Here is a 14,768-nt window from a genome sequence, read left to right as displayed (position 1 = left end):
CTGTCGGTCCATCCCGTCACAATCCTTTCGCGACAATCGACGGCTCACGCCGCGCCGCACAGTCGGGCACCGGACAGATCCGACAACTCACCCCCATCTGACGCAACCCGCCCCCCGCCTCGCCCGGATCGGGCACAAGCAGCATCAGCGCCTGCATCAGCGGCGGTCGATCAAAACCCGCAGCCACAGCCTGCGCGGCCACGGCAAAGGCCTCGACCACCTCGGCCCCGCGCCCCGCCTGCCGCAACCGCATCCGAATGGGCACCTGCGGCTGGCTCAGCACCTGATAGAGCGGCCAGAGCGTGCAGGCCCCCGCCATACGCGGCATGGCAAATCCGCCAATCGGCTTGCGAAATGTCAAGGTGCCCGACGCATCGCAAATCACCAGGCCGACCGGCCCCACCTCTGCCTCCGGCAGGCTCGCCAGACGCCGGAACACCCGCGCCATATCCGCCCCCGTCGCCTCTGCCAATCGGTCGGGCCTCAGCCCCAGCATCCCCACCCGCGCCAGAAACGCCCTGAGCGGCAAGGCCTGCGCATCCTCCATATACCGCAAAAGCGCGTCGCGCGTCAGGCTCTGCGCCGGACTCGACATGCCCTGCGCCGCGGCCGCCTCGATCAACCGCGCCACATCGCGCGGCCCCGCCATCTCGCGCTCCAATTCCGCCAGATGATAGCCGCGCGCGGCCAGAAAGGCATGCATTTCGTCCTGTGGCGACGTCAGTTCCGCCTCGGTATTGGGGGCCGCCTCCAGATACCGCACCAAGGCCTGCGCGCCTTCGGTCAACCGCGCGCTGTCCTCGTTGATGTTGCGATGAAACCGCGCCTGCCATTCCGGCTCGATCGCCTCGGTTTCGACCAGAATCGAAGACGTCGCCCGAATCGCCGTCACCGCCGAAATCACCTCATGCAGCGAATCCGACAGAAACGGGTCATGCGCCAGCCGGTCGGTCAATGTCTCGATGGTGCGCTCCAACGCCTGATTGCGGCGACGCAGCTCGTTCAACAGCCCCGCCCAACCGGGATAGCGCCCGGCGAATTCCTCGATCCGGTCCAGTTCAGGCCCATCCGTATCCGGCTTGCCCGCCGCCTCGCGCAGACCGGAAATCAACGTCACCTCAGCCCCTTGGGTCAATTGCGACGGCTCAACCTTGAGCGCCTCCGCAAGCTTGAGCAGGGTCTTGCCCCCGATCCGGCGGTGATTGTGCTCGATCAGGTTGAGATAGGAGGGCGAAATCCCGGCCTGCTGCGCCAAATCCGATTGCCGGATACCGTTCAACACCCGCCTCTCGCGAATTCTGGTGCCGATCATGAGCCGGTCCGGCATCTGGCGAGTCCTTGTCCCGGAGGGCTATCTGTGGGCAATCTGTGAGTGCGAGAATTTTTTTACAACAAGCGCACAAGACTTGTCTATAAGTTTACAGCCTGTTTATTCCACGAAAATAACACGGCGCGCAATATTCTTACGTCGATATCCGAGGTCACGTTTTCGTACAAGCCTGCGACCCTGCCCCAATGGCCCTCAGCACCCGAGAGGCCGCGCAGACCCCTGCCCGGTTTTTACGCATCCGCGTCGCAAAGAGGCGCGACAGTCGCTTTTGATCTCCCCAGCCTGAGACGACCCTAGGACACTGCGGCGCGCGCGCCAAACTGATAGAAATGGACCCCCATGGCCACGCTTTCGGCACATCCCACCCCCGCGCCGTCGCGCGCGCTGCAGGGGATACTCTGCGTCGAGATCGCCATGCTGCTCTTTGTCGGGCAGGATGCCATGATGAAAACGCTGCTGACCCTCTATCCGGTCTGGTTGCTGATTTTCGTGCGCTCCATCGTGACCCTCTTGGTGATGACGCCGCTCATCTTGATTCTCGGGGCCCCGCACCGCCTGCTGACGCCGCTCTGGCCGCTGCATCTCTTGCGCGCCTTCCTCTTCGCCACAGGCTTTTCCATGTTCTACGCGGCCTTCCCGTTCATGGGACTGGCCGAGGTCAGCACAATCTTCTTCTCCGCGCCGCTGATCACCGCACTCTTCGCCTCGGTCTTCTTGCGTGAAACCATCGGACCGCATCGCTGCGCGGCCCTCGTCGTGGGCTTTATCGGCGTGCTGATCGCCATGAACCCGGCGGGCGAGAATTTCTCTTGGGTGGCGATCCTGCCCTTGCTCTGCGCTGTGACCTACGCCATCTCGCAGATCATCGCCCGTCAGATCGGCGACCGCGAGAGCACATTGACCGTGGGTCTCTATACCCTGACCTTCGCCGGGCTGCTGATCCTGCCGATGGGCTGGCTGGTCAATCAGGTGATCGAGATCACCCCGGCCACCCACCACCTGCGCTGGGAATTACCACCCGAGGCCTTTGGCGACCTGCCACGCCTTGCCCTTTTAGGGGTCATCGGCATGGCAGCCTATTCGCTGGTCTCGCGGGCATACCAGATCGCCAACGCAAGCCTCGTGGCCCCCTTTGACTATACCTACCTGCCCTTTGCCGCGATCCTTGCCTACGTGCTCTGGGACGAAGTTCCGGCGCTGAATGTCCTTGCCGGTATGACGCTGATCATTGCCTCTGGCCTCTATCTCGGCTGGCGCGAATTGCGCGCGGCGCGCCATAGCGACGAGGTGCCTGTCACCGCCGAGGCGATCTTTGCCCCCGGCAGTCCCCTGCCGCCGCAAATCCCCGACGAAGAAAGCGCCAAATGACCACCGTCCTGACCCGGTCCGAGCGGGACCTGCGCGGCTATGCCCTTGTGTTTCTCGCCGGTCTGGTCTGGTCCACCGTGGGCCTTGGCATCCGCCTGATCGACGAGGCGCAGGTCTGGCAGATTCTGTTCTACCGCTCTGTCTCGATGACGCTGTTGCTCTATGGGGTGATCCGCCTGCGCACCGGACAAGATCCGCTGCGCCTTGCGTGGCGCATGGGTTGGCCCGGGGTGATTGGCGGGCTGTCACTGGTTGCGGCCTACACAGGCGCGATCTTTGCCATCCAGACCACATCCGTCGCCAATGCAATGATGCTTTTCGCCTGCTCTCCGCTCTTGGCCGCTGTCCTTGGCCGTGTGATCCTTGGCGAATATGTGCGGCCCCAGACATGGGTCGCCATTCTCGTTGCGGGCTGTGGCATCGCGGTGATGGTCTGGGACAAGTTCGGCGGGGCCGCCCTCTTGGGCAATCTCGCCGCCATCGGCTCTGCGGTGGGGTTTGCGACCTTCACCATCACCCTCCGCTGGGGCAAGGCAACAGAGATGATGCCCGCCGTCTTTCTGTCGGGTGTCTTTGGCATGGTGCTGATGGCGATCATCTGCCTCTGGCTTGGCCTGTCGCTCGGGATCACCCCCGGCGACATGGGGATTTCGCTCGGAATGGGCGTGTTTCAGGTGGGTTTGGGGCTGATCCTCTATACCATCGGCTCCAAGACCGTGCCGGCCGCCGAACTGACGCTTCTGTCCTTGGCCGAAGTGGTGCTGGGCCCGGTCTGGGTCTGGCTTGTGCTCGGCGAGACGGCCACCCCGAATACCCTGATCGGCGGCACGATCCTTTTGACTGCGATTGCGGGCAACGCCCTCTCGGGCGCGCGGCGCAGACCCCCGCCACCGATGCTGTGATCGAATATCCGCCGCTCCTCCGGTTTCCCGGATGGAACAAATCCCCCGACCCTGCGTTGAATCCTGTGTTCAAACCAAATCAAAAGGGGATTACCATGAACCGCAGTCTCATTCTCGCCAGCGTCACCAGCCTCGCCCTTGCAGGCTGCATGCAGGGCGTCAGCGACCGGGAACTGGTCGGCGGCGCAGCCGGTGCAGCCGGTGGTGCCTTGCTCGCCTCCGCCTTTGACGCCGATTCCGGCTGGACCGTCGTTTCGGCACTGGCAGGGGCTGCCGCAGGCACGCTTGTGGCCCGCAACACCGCCAAGAACCAATGCGCCTACTCGAATGGCGACGGCACCTATCGCACCGTGCCCTGCTGATGCGAAAAGTGGAGGGTCTTGGCCTTTAGGTGACGTCGGCCCCAAGCGGCGCTTAAGCGCGGACTCAAGCCCGAAGGGCGCCGCGCAATCGCTGGGCCGACGTCCCCGTCAGGCCAAACCCTGCCCCTCACCCTCTCCCGCGATAGGGTGGCACACCTTGATCAGGAATCCAGAGCCCCTCGGGCATCACCCCGGTCTGCCAGAAGACATCAATCGGAATGCCGCCACGCGGATACCAATAGCCGCCAATCCGCAGCCACTGCGGCTCCAGAAACGCCACCAAGCGCCGCGCAATCGAAATCGTGCAATCCTCATGGAATGCCCCATGATTGCGGAAACTGGTGAGATAGAGCTTGAGCGACTTGCTCTCGACCAGCCATTTGCCCGGCACATAATCAATCACCAGATGCGCGAAATCAGGCTGGCCGGTCATCGGACAGAGCGAGGTGAACTCGGGCGCAGTAAACCGCACGTTATACTGCACATCCGCCTGCGGATTGGCCACCCGCTCCAACAGCGCCTCTTCGGGGGTCTGCGGTATCTGTGCGGCACCACCCAACTGCTTGAGATCCTTGTAGATATTCTCGCTCATCGCTCTCTCCTTCACACGCCCCGCTTGTTGCCCCAGAGCATCACATGCAGTTGCGGCAAAACCTTTGCGTCAAACCATCCGTCGCCCGTCACCCGGTCCACCAACCAACGCATCCGGTCGTCAATGCCCGCCTGATCGACGGTCGCGGCATCGTCCTCGGGCGGTGGCGGCGTGTGATTACCCGGTTGCAGATAGAGCGGCAGATGCGGATAACGCCCCGCCACCTGCCGCGCCCATTGGTAATCCACCTCGTCAAACACGACGATCTTGAGCACGCTTGCCGCGCCCTTGGCCGCCGCAACACATTCCTCGAACAGCGCCCAATCCACCACCATGCTAGATGACGGCGGCTTGGGGCTGAGCACCAGCATATCAAGCGCCGCAAACCAGTCGCGCGCCACGGACCCCTGCGTTTCCATCGCGAACCGATAGCCCTGCGCATGGCCCAGGTCGATCAACGCCCCCAGCGGTTGAATCGCCGGATTGCCCCCCGACAGCGTCACCATGATAGCCCGCCCGCCCGAGAGGCGCACCACCTCGGCCATCACGGCCTCAGCGCTCATCGGCACCCAAGTCTCGCGATAGGCCGATTCGACCGCATGCAGGCTGTCGCACCAGCTACAGCGATAGTCACAGCCCCCCGTGCGCACGAATACCGTCGGCTGACCGATCAGCGCGCCCTCGCCCTGTATCGTCGGCCCAAAGATTTCCGATACCCGGATCGCGTCGCTCACGGACGAAACTCCGCCCAGGTCTTCGGCGTTTCGCTGACCTTGACCGCCGTCACCTCCGGCCAGCGCGCATGGCACCAGTCGTAAAAATGCTTGGCCATCCGCTCTGCAGTCACACAATCGTCCCCCAGCACATCGTTCAGATGCCGGTGATCCAGCGTGTCATCAATATACCGCTTCAGATCGCCCAGATCGAGGTAATCGCGCACGAACCCATGCGCGTTCAACTCGGCGGCGGTCAGTTCCACCACCACTATGTAATTATGCCCGTGCAGCCGCGCGCATTGATGCGTCTCAGGCAGGCCAAACAGCTGATGCGACGCGGAAAAATGGAATTCCTTGGTGATCCGGTACATCACGCCCCCCGTCCGGCCAGAGCCGCCAGCCAGAAATCGCGGTCCTCATAGTCGGTCGGATCAACCACCCCCGCCAGATGAAACGCCTCGCGCCGCTCCACACAGGTGCCGCAGCGCCCGCAATGCCGCGCACCGCCCTTGTAGCAGGACCATGTCTCGGCAAAAGGCGTGCCATGCTTTGCCCCATCGGTGACGATATCGCCCTTGGACCCCTGCAAATAGGGGGTATAGAGCCTGACCTCGGCATAGCCCTCCAGCGCCGCATCCTGCATTGCCTGAAACGCGTTGATGAAACCGGGGCGGCAGTCAGGGTAGATGAAATGATCCCCGCCATGCACCGCCGTGGCCACCGCATCGGCCTTTTCCGCCGCTGCCATGCCAAAGGCGATGGCCAGCATGATCGCATTGCGATTGGGCACGATGGTGATTTTCATGGTTTCTTCGGCGTAATGCCCATCCGGCACCGCCACATCATCGGTCAGCGCCGATCCCGACAGGGCCGCGCCAATCTGGCGAATATCCACCACCTTATGCGGCACGCCCAGACGGCGCGCGCAAGCAGCGGCGTACTCCACCTCTTTCACATGGCGTTGCCCGTAATCAAAGCTCAAAAGCCCCGCCAATTCATGCTCAGCGGCCACCTTATGGGCGAGCGATACGGAATCGAGCCCGCCCGAGCAGATAACAATCGTCCTCATCTTTCATCCTTGTTTTTTAAAGCGGGTAGGCTGCGACCGCTCGACCCCGCGCATCTAGCGCCTTTGATCGGCGAAAACAAGGTGGGGTTACTCGGCGAAACGCCCCCGCAACTCGGTTTTGAGCACCTTGCCGTAATTGTTCTTGGGCAGTTCGGCCACCGCTATATAGCGCTTGGGCCGCTTGAACCGCGCGATCTGGTTCAGACAATGCGCGTCAAGCGCCGCCTCATCGAGCTCGCCGTCACAAACCACGAAGGCCACCACAATCTCACCCCATTCGGCATCCATCTGCCCCACAACCGCCACCTCAATCACCGATGGATGGGTCAAGAGCACCTCTTCCACCTCGCGCGGATAGATATTACTGCCGCCCGAGATGATCATGTCCTTGGACCGATCCTGCAAGGTCACATAGCCATCGCCGTCCATCCGCCCCAGATCCCCGGTCCAGAGCCAGCCACCCCTGAGCGCCTTTTCACTGGCCGCGACATTCTGCCAATACCCCGGCATCACCGCATCGCCGCGCACGAGGATTTCACCGACCTCGCCCGGCGGCACCTCGGCCCCTGTCTCATCGGCAATCCGCACCTCCCCCACCGATTGCGCCCGACCGACAGAGGCCAGCCGTTCGCGCCAACGCGGATGGCTGCGGTCCGCCACATCGACGCGGGACAGCGCCGTAATCGCCATCGGGCATTCCCCCTGCCCGTAGATTTGCAGAAAAACCGGGCCAAAGACCTCAACCGCCTCGAGAATATCCGCCAGATACATCGGCCCCCCGGCATAAACCACGCTGCGCAGCCCCGCGACCGTCTCGCCGCTCACACGCGCCCGCGCCGTCAGCCGCTTGACCATCGTCGGAGCCGCAAACATATGCACCCGGTCATGATGCCGCGCGAGATCGAAAATCTCGGCCTCGTCAAACCCGCCCGACGCAGGGCAGACATGCCGCGCCCCGCGCAGCACATGCACCATCGCATAGAGCCCCGCACCATGGCTCATCGGCGCGGCATAAAGCGTGGCATCCGCGCCCGTCACCTCATCCACATCCGCCAGATAGCTCAGCGACATCGCCACCAGCATCCTATGCGTGATCCGAACCCCCTTGGGCCGCCCGGTGGTGCCGGAGGTGTAAAACAGCCACGCCAGATCCTCCGGCGCACGGGTCTCCACCTCGGCCACGGCCTCGCCCCGCGCCACCGCCTGCGCCGCAACGCCCTCTGCGGCCAAAGCCTCGCGCCGCGCCGCATCCGCCAGAACCACAGCTGCGCCCGCGTCCGCAATGATCCACGCCGCCTCTGCCCCGTGCAGCTTGGCGTTGATCGGCACAGCGGCCGCCCCGGCATACCAGATGCCATAGAGCGCCAGCAGATACTCGGGCGCATTGCCCATGAAAATCGCCACCCGGTCGCCGGCAACCACGCCTTGCGCCATCAACCCGCCCGCCACCTCGCGCGCCGCGCGGTCAAACCCCGCATAATCCGCGACCACGTCGACACCCTGAAACAGCGCCTCGCGCGCGGGCCACGCACGCGCCGCCCGCTCCAGCCAAATCCCGATATTCATCGCCCAATCCTCCCCGTCGCCACCAAACCACCGACAAAGCCCCGGCACAATTCCGTAGAAACACGCAAAGCCCTTGGCGCGCCGCCTCCCGCGCGCCATAAACGGGCCATGGAGACCGCCATGGAGATCAAGGAACTCGCCTTTGACCACGCCCCCGTGGGCCTCGCGCTGCTGGAACACCGCATCATCCGGCAGTGCAATCAAAAATTTGCCGTGATCTTTGGCGACGCCCCTGCCGATTACACCAACATCCCCCTCGCCCGCTATTACCCCTCGATTGAGGATTATCGCCGCATCGGGGCGGATGCGCTCTCGATCATGCGCAAGACCGGGCGCTATTCCGACGAGCGGGTGATGAAACGGCGCGATGGCACGCTCTTCTGGTGCCGGGTGCGCGGCCAATCCCTCACCCCCGAGGCCCCGTTTCAGCGCGGCATCTGGTCGTTTTCCGATCTCTCTAACGAACGCCCCATGGTGCAACTCACCCAACGCGAACGCGAAGTGGCGATTCTCACCTGTCGTGGCCTCACCTCCAAGGAAATCGGTCTGGATCTCGGCCTCAGCTACCGCACGATCGAGGTCTACCGCGCCCGCCTGCTTGAGAAATTTCAGGCCCGCAACCTTGCGGAACTCGTGGCCAAACTTTCGGGCATGCCGCTCTGAATACGCGCGCCTCTCGCAAAATTGCCCTCCCACCCCCAGATTATTGGGCAATGGCCGCTTTTCTCAGCCTCCGCCTTGCCCTATAAGCGGCCAAAACAAAATGCCATGAGCCCCGGACGGGACATCATCGCGCTGTGGTCGAGGAAGATATGTCGAACAAATCCCATGAATCGGACGTGGCCTTTATCAAGGCGTTAGCGGAACTCTTGAACGAGAACGATCTGACCGAACTGTCGGTCAAACGTGAATACGGCGACTCGGACACGCTCAACGTGCGCGTCAGTCGCCGGGGCGAGACTGTCACCACCCATTACACTCCCCCCGCAGCACCCGCCCAGATACACGCCCCCTCCGCCGCCTCGGCCCCGGTCGCCGCAGCGCCCACCGAAGACCCCGCAAGCCATCCCGGCGCCGTGACCTCGCCCATGGTCGGCACCGTCTATATGCAGGCCGAACCGGGCTCGCCCGCCTTTGTCAGCGTCGGCGCGCAGGTGGCCGAGGGCGACACTTTGCTGATCATCGAGGCGATGAAGACGATGAACCATATTCCCGCCCCGCGGGGCGGCACCGTCAAACGCATCCTGATCGAGGATGGCGCGGCGGTCGAATATGGTGCGCCCCTGATGATCATCGAATAAGGCCCGCTGCACATGTTCGAGAAAATCCTGATCGCCAACCGGGGCGAGATCGCCCTCCGCGTGATCCGCGCCGCCCGTGAAATGGGGATCAAGACCGTCGCCGTGCATTCCACCGCCGACGCCGACGCCATGCATGTGCGCATGGCCGACGAATCCGTCTGCATCGGCCCGCCTTCCTCCTCCGAGAGCTACCTGTCGATCCCCTCGATCATCGCCGCCTGTGAAGTCACGGGCGCGCAGGCCATTCATCCGGGCTATGGCTTTCTGTCGGAGAACGCCAATTTCGTGCAGATCGTCGAGGATCACGGCCTGACCTTCATCGGCCCGTCTGCCGAACATATCCGCATCATGGGCGACAAGATCACCGCCAAGGACACGATGAAGGCGCTTGGCGTGCCCTGCGTTCCCGGCTCAGAGGGCGGCGTCGCCACTCTCAAGCAAGCGCAGGCGCTCTGCGCTGACATCGGCTTTCCAATCATCGTCAAGGCCACCGCAGGCGGCGGCGGGCGCGGCATGAAGGTGGCGCAGAACGCCGCCGAGTTGGAAAAGGCCTTCCTGACCGCCCGCTCCGAGGCCAAGGCGGCCTTTGGCAATGACGAGGTCTATATCGAGAAATACCTCACCACGCCGCGTCACATCGAAATTCAAGTGTTCGGCGATGGCAAGGGCGGTGCGGTGCATCTGGGAGAGCGGGACTGCTCACTCCAGCGCCGCCACCAAAAGGTGCTGGAAGAGGCCCCCGGCCCCTGCATCACCGCCGAGGAACGCGCCCGTATCGGCAAAATCTGTGCCGATGCCTGCGCGAATATCCAGTATCGCGGCGCGGGCACCATCGAGTTTCTCTATGAAAAGGGTGATTTCTTCTTCATCGAGATGAACACACGGTTGCAGGTCGAGCATCCCGTGACCGAGGCGATCTTTGGCGTCGATCTTGTGCAGGAACAGATCCGCGTCGCCGAAGGCCTGCCGATGTCCTTTACGCAGGACGATCTGATCATCAACGGCCACGCCATAGAGGTCCGCATCAACGCCGAGAAGCTGCCTGATTTCGCGCCGCGCCCCGGTCGGATCACCCAGTTTCACGCCCCCGGCGGGCTGGGCGTGCGGATGGATTCGGCGCTCTATGATGGCTATAAGATCCCGCCCTATTACGACAGCCTGATTGCCAAGCTGATCGTGCATGGCAAGGACCGTCACAGCGCCCTCCAGCGTCTGGCCCGCGCCCTTGGCGAATTGATCGTCGACGGTGTCGACACCACCGTGCCGCTCTTTCACGCGCTCTTGCAGGAAGAGGACATCCAGTCCGGAAATTACAACATCCACTGGCTGGAACACTGGCTGGAAACGCATCTGCGCGACTGAGGTCACGTGCAACGACCGTCCGGACGGACGCGAATGGCGTGAAGGGGACGTTGGACCTTTGCTATGAGCCGCGCAGCACCCGTCCGCCGGGTGGGCGCTACGACCTCATCGGCTGGCACTTTATCCCCGCCAAATACTTATGCGTTTTCAATATGTTGAGCCGTTGCAAAAGCGCCCGCCCGAGGGGGCGGACGGGCGCTGCGCGGCGGCGCGTGCCGCGCCTTTATTCCGCGCTTTGGAGATTGGGGCGAATGTCCCTTTCAGGCCAAAACCTGCCGCCGTGCCGCCTTCGCCTCAGCCCAGCGCCACCGCCCGCAACTCGTCGTCCACATGCGGCAGATACTGCGCGAAATTCTCTGCGAACATCGCCACCAGTTTCGCCGCCTGCGCATCATAGGCTGCCGGATCATTCCATGTGCGGCGCGGCTCAAGCAGAACATCCGCCACGCCCGGCACCGACACCGGCACGTCAAAGCCAAAGTTCGCATCCTTGCGGAACTCGACCCCGTTCAGCGATCCATCAAGCGCAGCGGTCAAGAGCGCCCGCGTCGCCTTGATCGGCATCCGCGATCCGGTGCCATAGGCCCCGCCTGTCCAGCCCGAGTTGACCAGCCAGCACGACGCGCCATGGCTCTCGATCTTGGCGCGCAGGAGGTTGCCATAAACCTCCGGACGACGCGGCATGAAGGGGGCGCCAAAGCAGGTCGAAAACACCGGCTGCGGTTCGGTCAACCCACGCTCGGTCCCGGCCATCTTGGCTGTGAAACCCGAGAGGAAATGATACATCGCCTGCGCCGGGGTCAGCCGCGCAATGGGGGGCAGCACGCCGAACGCATCACAGGTCAGCATCACCACATTACGCGGATGTCCCGCAAGCCCGGTGGCCGAAGCATTGGGAATATAATCCAGCGGATAGGCGCAGCGCATATTCTCGGTGAGGCTCGAATCCTCATAGTCCAATTCGCGCGTCTCCGCGTCATAGACCATATTCTCGATCACGGTGCCGAACATCGAACAGGTTGCATAGATCTCCGGCTCCGCCTCGGCACTCAGATGGATCGTCTTGGCATAGCAGCCACCCTCGAAATTGAACGTGCCGGTGTCGGACCAGCCATGCTCGTCATCGCCCAGCAAGGTCCGGTTGGGATCAGCCGAAAGCGTGGTCTTGCCCGTGCCCGAGAGACCAAAGAACACCGCCGCATCCTCGGGGTCATCCTTGGCATGGTTGGCCGAGCAATGCATCGGCATCACACCCTTCTCGGGCAGCAGGTAATTCATCAGGCCAAAGATGGATTTCTTGTTCTCGCCGGCATATTCCGTATTGCCGATCAAGATCAGCTTGGCATCGATATTGACCGCGATCACCGTCTCGGAGCGGCAACCATGCCGCTCCGGGTCCGCCTTGAACCCGGTGCAGTTGATGATCGTGTAATCCGCCACGAAATGATCCAGCGCCTCGCGCTCCGGACGGCGCAGCATGTGGCGGATAAAGAGGTTGTGCCACGCCAGCTCATTGACCAGCCGCACATTGATGCTGTGCGCGGGGTCCGCCCCCGCCACCAGATCCTGCACAAACACTTCACGCCCCGCCAGATAGGCGATCATGTCTTTGTGAAGCTGATCAAAATGCTCCGGCGACATGGGCAGGTTGTTGTCCCACCAGATGGTGTTTTCCGTGGTGGGCGTGCGGACCGTAAACTTGTCCTTGGGCGAGCGGCCGGTGAATTCGCCAGTGCTGACTAACAAAGTGCCGCCCTGCCCCAATTCCCCCTCGCCGCGCTGCACCGAGGCCGCGACCAACGCAGGTTCCATCAGGTTGTAATGGACCTTGCCCAGCCCCGAAATCCCCTGATCTTCCAACCGAAAGCTCGGATTGACCCGTCCTGCCGTCATGTCTCTCTCCCTTTTGGGCGTGGGCGCCCTACCCTGTTCGAACCCGCCATCGCGGCGCATTGGTGTCTGGTATTCCAGCCTGACACGGATTCGCAACCCGCAAACAAGCCCGTTTTTCCAAGTTAGCGCAATCACTTGGCATGAATCCGCAATGCTGCAAGTGCAAACACCCCCCGCATCCTATCAATTCGAATTTTCCGCACATATACAGCAAAACAATTCGTTTTCAAAAACTCTCCATTCATGTCAGCCTGATGAGGCCGCACTCACAGGCAAAGGACAAGACCATGCACCCCAATAGCCCCTCCCCCGTCGACAGAACCGGCTTTGTCAGCGCCATGCGTCAGGTCGCAGCCTCGGTGACGGTGGTCACGACCGATGGGCCGATGGGCCGGTTCGGGGCCACGGTCAGCGCCTTTACCTCGGTCTCCGCCGATCCGCCCTCGGTCCTTGTCTGCCTGCATGGGCAAAGCCGCATCGCACAGGCGGTGGCCGCCAATGGCCGCTTTTGCGTCAATATCCTGCCCGAAGGCAGCACCGAGATCGCCGACCGCTTTGCCGGGCGGCATGACGGCTGGGTCACCGACCGCTTTTCCGGCATCGACTGCTACGGCACACCGGGCACCGCCCCCCTGCTCGAAGGGGCGACGGGTTTTGCCTGCGACATGGCGCAGAGCGTCCCCTCAGGCAGCCATCTCATCGTCATCGGTACTGTCACCAGCGTATTCGACGCAGGGGCCGCACCGCTGGCATGGCGCGACGGCGGCTATCATCGGGTGATCCCCAACGATGCCACCCGCTGTGCCGCAGAATGAAAGCCAGACAATGACCACTGCCTATCAAATGCTGATCGACGGCGCTTGGGTCGATGCCTCGGATGGCACCCGGTTCAATAGCTTCAACCCCGCCACCGGCGAGGTATGGGCCACGGCCCCCGAGGCGACCGAGGCCGACGTGACCCGCGCCGTTGAGGCCGCGCACCGCGCCTGCTACGACGGCCCATGGTCCCGCATGACCCCCACCGCGCGCGGCCAATGCCTGCGCCGCTTGGGCGATCTTCTGGCCGAGCACAGCGAACGCTTGGGCGAGGTCGAAACCCGCGATTCCGGCAAGATGTTCAAGGAAACCCGCTGGCAGGCCAAATATATCGCCGAATTCCTGCAATTCTACGCCGGGGCTGCTGACAAGATCACCGGCGAAACCCTCCCCATCGACAAGCCGGATATGTTCGTCTTTACCCACCGCGAACCCTTGGGCGTGGTGGCGGCCATCGTGCCGTGGAACTCCCAGCTTTTCCTCACGGCGGTCAAACTTGGCCCAGCCCTCGCGGCGGGCAACACATTGGTGCTCAAGACCTCGGAACACGCCCCCGCCGTGATCCTCGAATTCGGGCGGCTGATCGCGCAGGCGGGCATCCCCGGTGGCGTCGTCAATATCGTCACCGGCCATGGCGACCCCTGCGGCCGCGTGCTCACCTCACACCCGCTGGTGTCCCGGATCAGCTTTACCGGCGGGCCGAACGCCGCCCGCCATGTGCTGATGAACTCCACCCGTAATTTCGCCCAAGTCAGTCTGGAACTGGGCGGCAAATCCCCCTTTGTCGTCTTTGACGATGCCGATATCGAGAGCGCGGTCAACGGTGCCGTCGCGGGCATCTTCGGCGCCTCGGGTCAAAGCTGCGTCGCAGGCTCGCGCCTCCTCGTGCATGAGGATATCGCCGACGACTTCCTTACCCGCCTCAGCGCCATCGCCCGCGATATCCGCATCGGCGATCCTATGGACGAGGCCACGCAAATGGGCCCCCTCTGCACCCGCGCGCAATTGGACCACATAGAACAGGAAGTGGCCCACGCCCAAACCCAAGGCGCGCGGCTGATCTGCGGCGGCAAACGCGCGGCGGCGGGCGAGATGTTCTTTGAACCGACCATCCTCGATTGCCCCTCCGCCAACCTGCGCATCGTCGATACCGAACTGTTCGGCCCTGTCCTCTCGGTCCTGCGCTTCAAAACCGAAGCCGAGGCCCTCGCGCTCGCCAACGGCTCCGAACATGGGCTGGCCGCAGGCATCTTCACCCGCGACAACGCCCGCGCCCTGCGGATGTCCCGCGCGGTGCGCGCCGGTATCGTCTGGGTCAACACCTACCGCGCCATCAGCCCCATCGCCGAATTCGGCGGCACCAAATCCAGCGGCTATGGCCGCGAGAGCGGCTTTCAGGCGCTCTATGACTACACAAGGCCCAAAACCGTCTGGATGAACATGTCCGACGATCCCTTGGCCAACCCCTTTCAAATGCGCTGATCACAGGAG

The 14,768-nt window shown here is 63.1% G+C and carries 15 protein-coding genes; 8 read left to right on the top strand and 7 right to left on the bottom strand.

All coding sequences use genetic code 11. The features are described from left to right. Positions 1-16: 16 nt before the first annotated feature. Positions 17-1,327: a helix-turn-helix domain-containing protein gene (locus tag VR71_RS00880; RefSeq protein ID WP_045680370.1), complete on the bottom strand. Its 1,311-nt coding sequence runs from the start codon at positions 1,325-1,327 to the stop codon at positions 17-19. A gap of 342 nt (positions 1,328-1,669) precedes the next feature. Here VR71_RS00880 and VR71_RS00875 point away from each other — a divergent pair, with 342 nt between their 5' ends. The 3 genes from VR71_RS00875 to VR71_RS00865 all read left to right on the top strand — a co-directional run bounded on the left by VR71_RS00875 (position 1,670) and on the right by VR71_RS00865 (position 3,962). Continuing rightward, on the top strand, positions 1,670-2,698 hold the full coding sequence (locus tag VR71_RS00875) for a DMT family transporter (protein ID WP_045680369.1): 1,029 nt from the start codon (positions 1,670-1,672) through the stop codon (positions 2,696-2,698). Beyond that, the gene (locus VR71_RS00870) at positions 2,695-3,600 is read left to right on the top strand and encodes a DMT family transporter (protein WP_045680368.1); all 906 of its coding nucleotides are present in this window, start codon (positions 2,695-2,697) and stop codon (positions 3,598-3,600) included. Before VR71_RS00875 ends, VR71_RS00870 begins: the two co-directional genes overlap by 4 nt. 95 nt (positions 3,601-3,695) lie before the next feature. Next, entirely contained in the window at positions 3,696-3,962 is a 267-nt protein-coding gene (locus VR71_RS00865) for a glycine zipper 2TM domain-containing protein (RefSeq protein ID WP_009818096.1), read from the top strand. Between the two features lie 127 nt (positions 3,963-4,089). Here the strand turns inward: VR71_RS00865 and queF are convergent, their stop codons facing one another. From queF to VR71_RS00840, 5 genes are all read right to left on the bottom strand, one after another. Continuing rightward, positions 4,090-4,554: a preQ(1) synthase gene (gene queF / locus VR71_RS00860; RefSeq protein WP_045680366.1), complete on the bottom strand. Its 465-nt coding sequence runs from the start codon at positions 4,552-4,554 to the stop codon at positions 4,090-4,092. Between the two features lie 11 nt (positions 4,555-4,565). Next, positions 4,566-5,288: a 7-carboxy-7-deazaguanine synthase QueE gene (queE, locus tag VR71_RS00855; protein WP_045680365.1), complete on the bottom strand. Its 723-nt coding sequence runs from the start codon at positions 5,286-5,288 to the stop codon at positions 4,566-4,568. Next, positions 5,285-5,641 carry a 6-carboxytetrahydropterin synthase QueD gene (gene queD, locus VR71_RS00850; RefSeq protein ID WP_045680363.1) on the bottom strand — a complete coding sequence of 119 codons (357 nt, stop codon included), beginning with the start codon at positions 5,639-5,641 and terminating at the stop codon, positions 5,285-5,287. Before queD ends, queE begins: the two co-directional genes overlap by 4 nt. Further along, entirely contained in the window at positions 5,641-6,339 is a 699-nt protein-coding gene (queC, locus tag VR71_RS00845; RefSeq protein WP_045680361.1) for a 7-cyano-7-deazaguanine synthase QueC, read from the bottom strand. The genes queD and queC overlap by 1 nt, the downstream gene beginning before the upstream one ends. Before the next feature lie 87 nt (positions 6,340-6,426). Further along, positions 6,427-7,905 (bottom strand): class I adenylate-forming enzyme family protein, encoded by a 1,479-nt coding sequence (locus VR71_RS00840; RefSeq protein WP_045680408.1) that lies wholly within the window; start codon positions 7,903-7,905, stop codon positions 6,427-6,429. 120 nt (positions 7,906-8,025) lie between these two features. Here VR71_RS00840 and VR71_RS00835 point away from each other — a divergent pair, with 120 nt between their 5' ends. The 3 genes from VR71_RS00835 to accC all read left to right on the top strand — a co-directional run bounded on the left by VR71_RS00835 (position 8,026) and on the right by accC (position 10,568). Then, entirely contained in the window at positions 8,026-8,568 is a 543-nt protein-coding gene (locus VR71_RS00835) for a LuxR C-terminal-related transcriptional regulator (RefSeq protein ID WP_296429662.1), read from the top strand. A 149-nt stretch (positions 8,569-8,717) separates the two neighbouring features. Beyond that, entirely contained in the window at positions 8,718-9,206 is a 489-nt protein-coding gene (gene accB / locus VR71_RS00830; protein ID WP_045680359.1) for an acetyl-CoA carboxylase biotin carboxyl carrier protein, read from the top strand. 12 nt (positions 9,207-9,218) lie between these two features. Next, the gene (gene accC / locus VR71_RS00825) at positions 9,219-10,568 is read left to right on the top strand and encodes an acetyl-CoA carboxylase biotin carboxylase subunit (protein WP_045680357.1); all 1,350 of its coding nucleotides are present in this window, start codon (positions 9,219-9,221) and stop codon (positions 10,566-10,568) included. A 294-nt stretch (positions 10,569-10,862) separates the two neighbouring features. Here accC and VR71_RS00820 read toward each other — a convergent pair whose 3' ends face one another. Further along, entirely contained in the window at positions 10,863-12,461 is a 1,599-nt protein-coding gene (locus VR71_RS00820) for a phosphoenolpyruvate carboxykinase (RefSeq protein WP_040651389.1), read from the bottom strand. 287 nt (positions 12,462-12,748) lie between these two features. On the opposite strand from VR71_RS00820, the gene VR71_RS00815 reads away from it, so the two are divergent. Together VR71_RS00815 and VR71_RS00810 are read left to right on the top strand one after the other, a co-directional pair. Beyond that, positions 12,749-13,276 (top strand): flavin reductase family protein, encoded by a 528-nt coding sequence (locus tag VR71_RS00815; RefSeq protein WP_045680355.1) that lies wholly within the window; start codon positions 12,749-12,751, stop codon positions 13,274-13,276. A gap of 10 nt (positions 13,277-13,286) precedes the next feature. Beyond that, positions 13,287-14,759, top strand: a complete 1,473-nt coding sequence (locus VR71_RS00810) for an aldehyde dehydrogenase (protein ID WP_045680353.1) — start codon at positions 13,287-13,289, stop codon at positions 14,757-14,759. The last annotated feature ends 9 nt before the right edge of the window (positions 14,760-14,768 follow it).

This window comes from Roseovarius sp. BRH_c41, from assembly GCF_000961715.1.
Lineage (GTDB): Bacteria > Pseudomonadota > Alphaproteobacteria > Rhodobacterales > Rhodobacteraceae > Roseovarius.
This window is presented reverse-complemented; position numbering and strand designations above follow the sequence as displayed.

What these genes read in the sequence shown, in the direction of transcription:
- VR71_RS00880 (WP_045680370.1), bottom strand. Translation starts at nt 1,327, where the DNA reads ATGCCGGACCGGCTCATGATCGGCACCAGAATTCGCGAGAGGCGGGTG.
- VR71_RS00875 (WP_045680369.1), top strand. Translation starts at nt 1,670, where the DNA reads ATGGCCACGCTTTCGGCACATCCCACCCCCGCGCCGTCGCGCGCGCTG.
- VR71_RS00870 (WP_045680368.1), top strand. Translation starts at nt 2,695, where the DNA reads ATGACCACCGTCCTGACCCGGTCCGAGCGGGACCTGCGCGGCTATGCC.
- VR71_RS00865 (WP_009818096.1), top strand. Translation starts at nt 3,696, where the DNA reads ATGAACCGCAGTCTCATTCTCGCCAGCGTCACCAGCCTCGCCCTTGCA.
- queF (WP_045680366.1), bottom strand. Translation starts at nt 4,554, where the DNA reads ATGAGCGAGAATATCTACAAGGATCTCAAGCAGTTGGGTGGTGCCGCA.
- queD (WP_045680363.1), bottom strand. Translation starts at nt 5,641, where the DNA reads ATGTACCGGATCACCAAGGAATTCCATTTTTCCGCGTCGCATCAGCTG.
- queC (WP_045680361.1), bottom strand. Translation starts at nt 6,339, where the DNA reads ATGAGGACGATTGTTATCTGCTCGGGCGGGCTCGATTCCGTATCGCTC.
- VR71_RS00840 (WP_045680408.1), bottom strand. Translation starts at nt 7,905, where the DNA reads ATGAATATCGGGATTTGGCTGGAGCGGGCGGCGCGTGCGTGGCCCGCG.
- VR71_RS00835 (WP_296429662.1), top strand. Translation starts at nt 8,026, where the DNA reads ATGGAGATCAAGGAACTCGCCTTTGACCACGCCCCCGTGGGCCTCGCG.
- accB (WP_045680359.1), top strand. Translation starts at nt 8,718, where the DNA reads ATGTCGAACAAATCCCATGAATCGGACGTGGCCTTTATCAAGGCGTTA.
- accC (WP_045680357.1), top strand. Translation starts at nt 9,219, where the DNA reads ATGTTCGAGAAAATCCTGATCGCCAACCGGGGCGAGATCGCCCTCCGC.
- VR71_RS00820 (WP_040651389.1), bottom strand. Translation starts at nt 12,461, where the DNA reads ATGACGGCAGGACGGGTCAATCCGAGCTTTCGGTTGGAAGATCAGGGG.
- VR71_RS00815 (WP_045680355.1), top strand. Translation starts at nt 12,749, where the DNA reads ATGCACCCCAATAGCCCCTCCCCCGTCGACAGAACCGGCTTTGTCAGC.
- VR71_RS00810 (WP_045680353.1), top strand. Translation starts at nt 13,287, where the DNA reads ATGACCACTGCCTATCAAATGCTGATCGACGGCGCTTGGGTCGATGCC.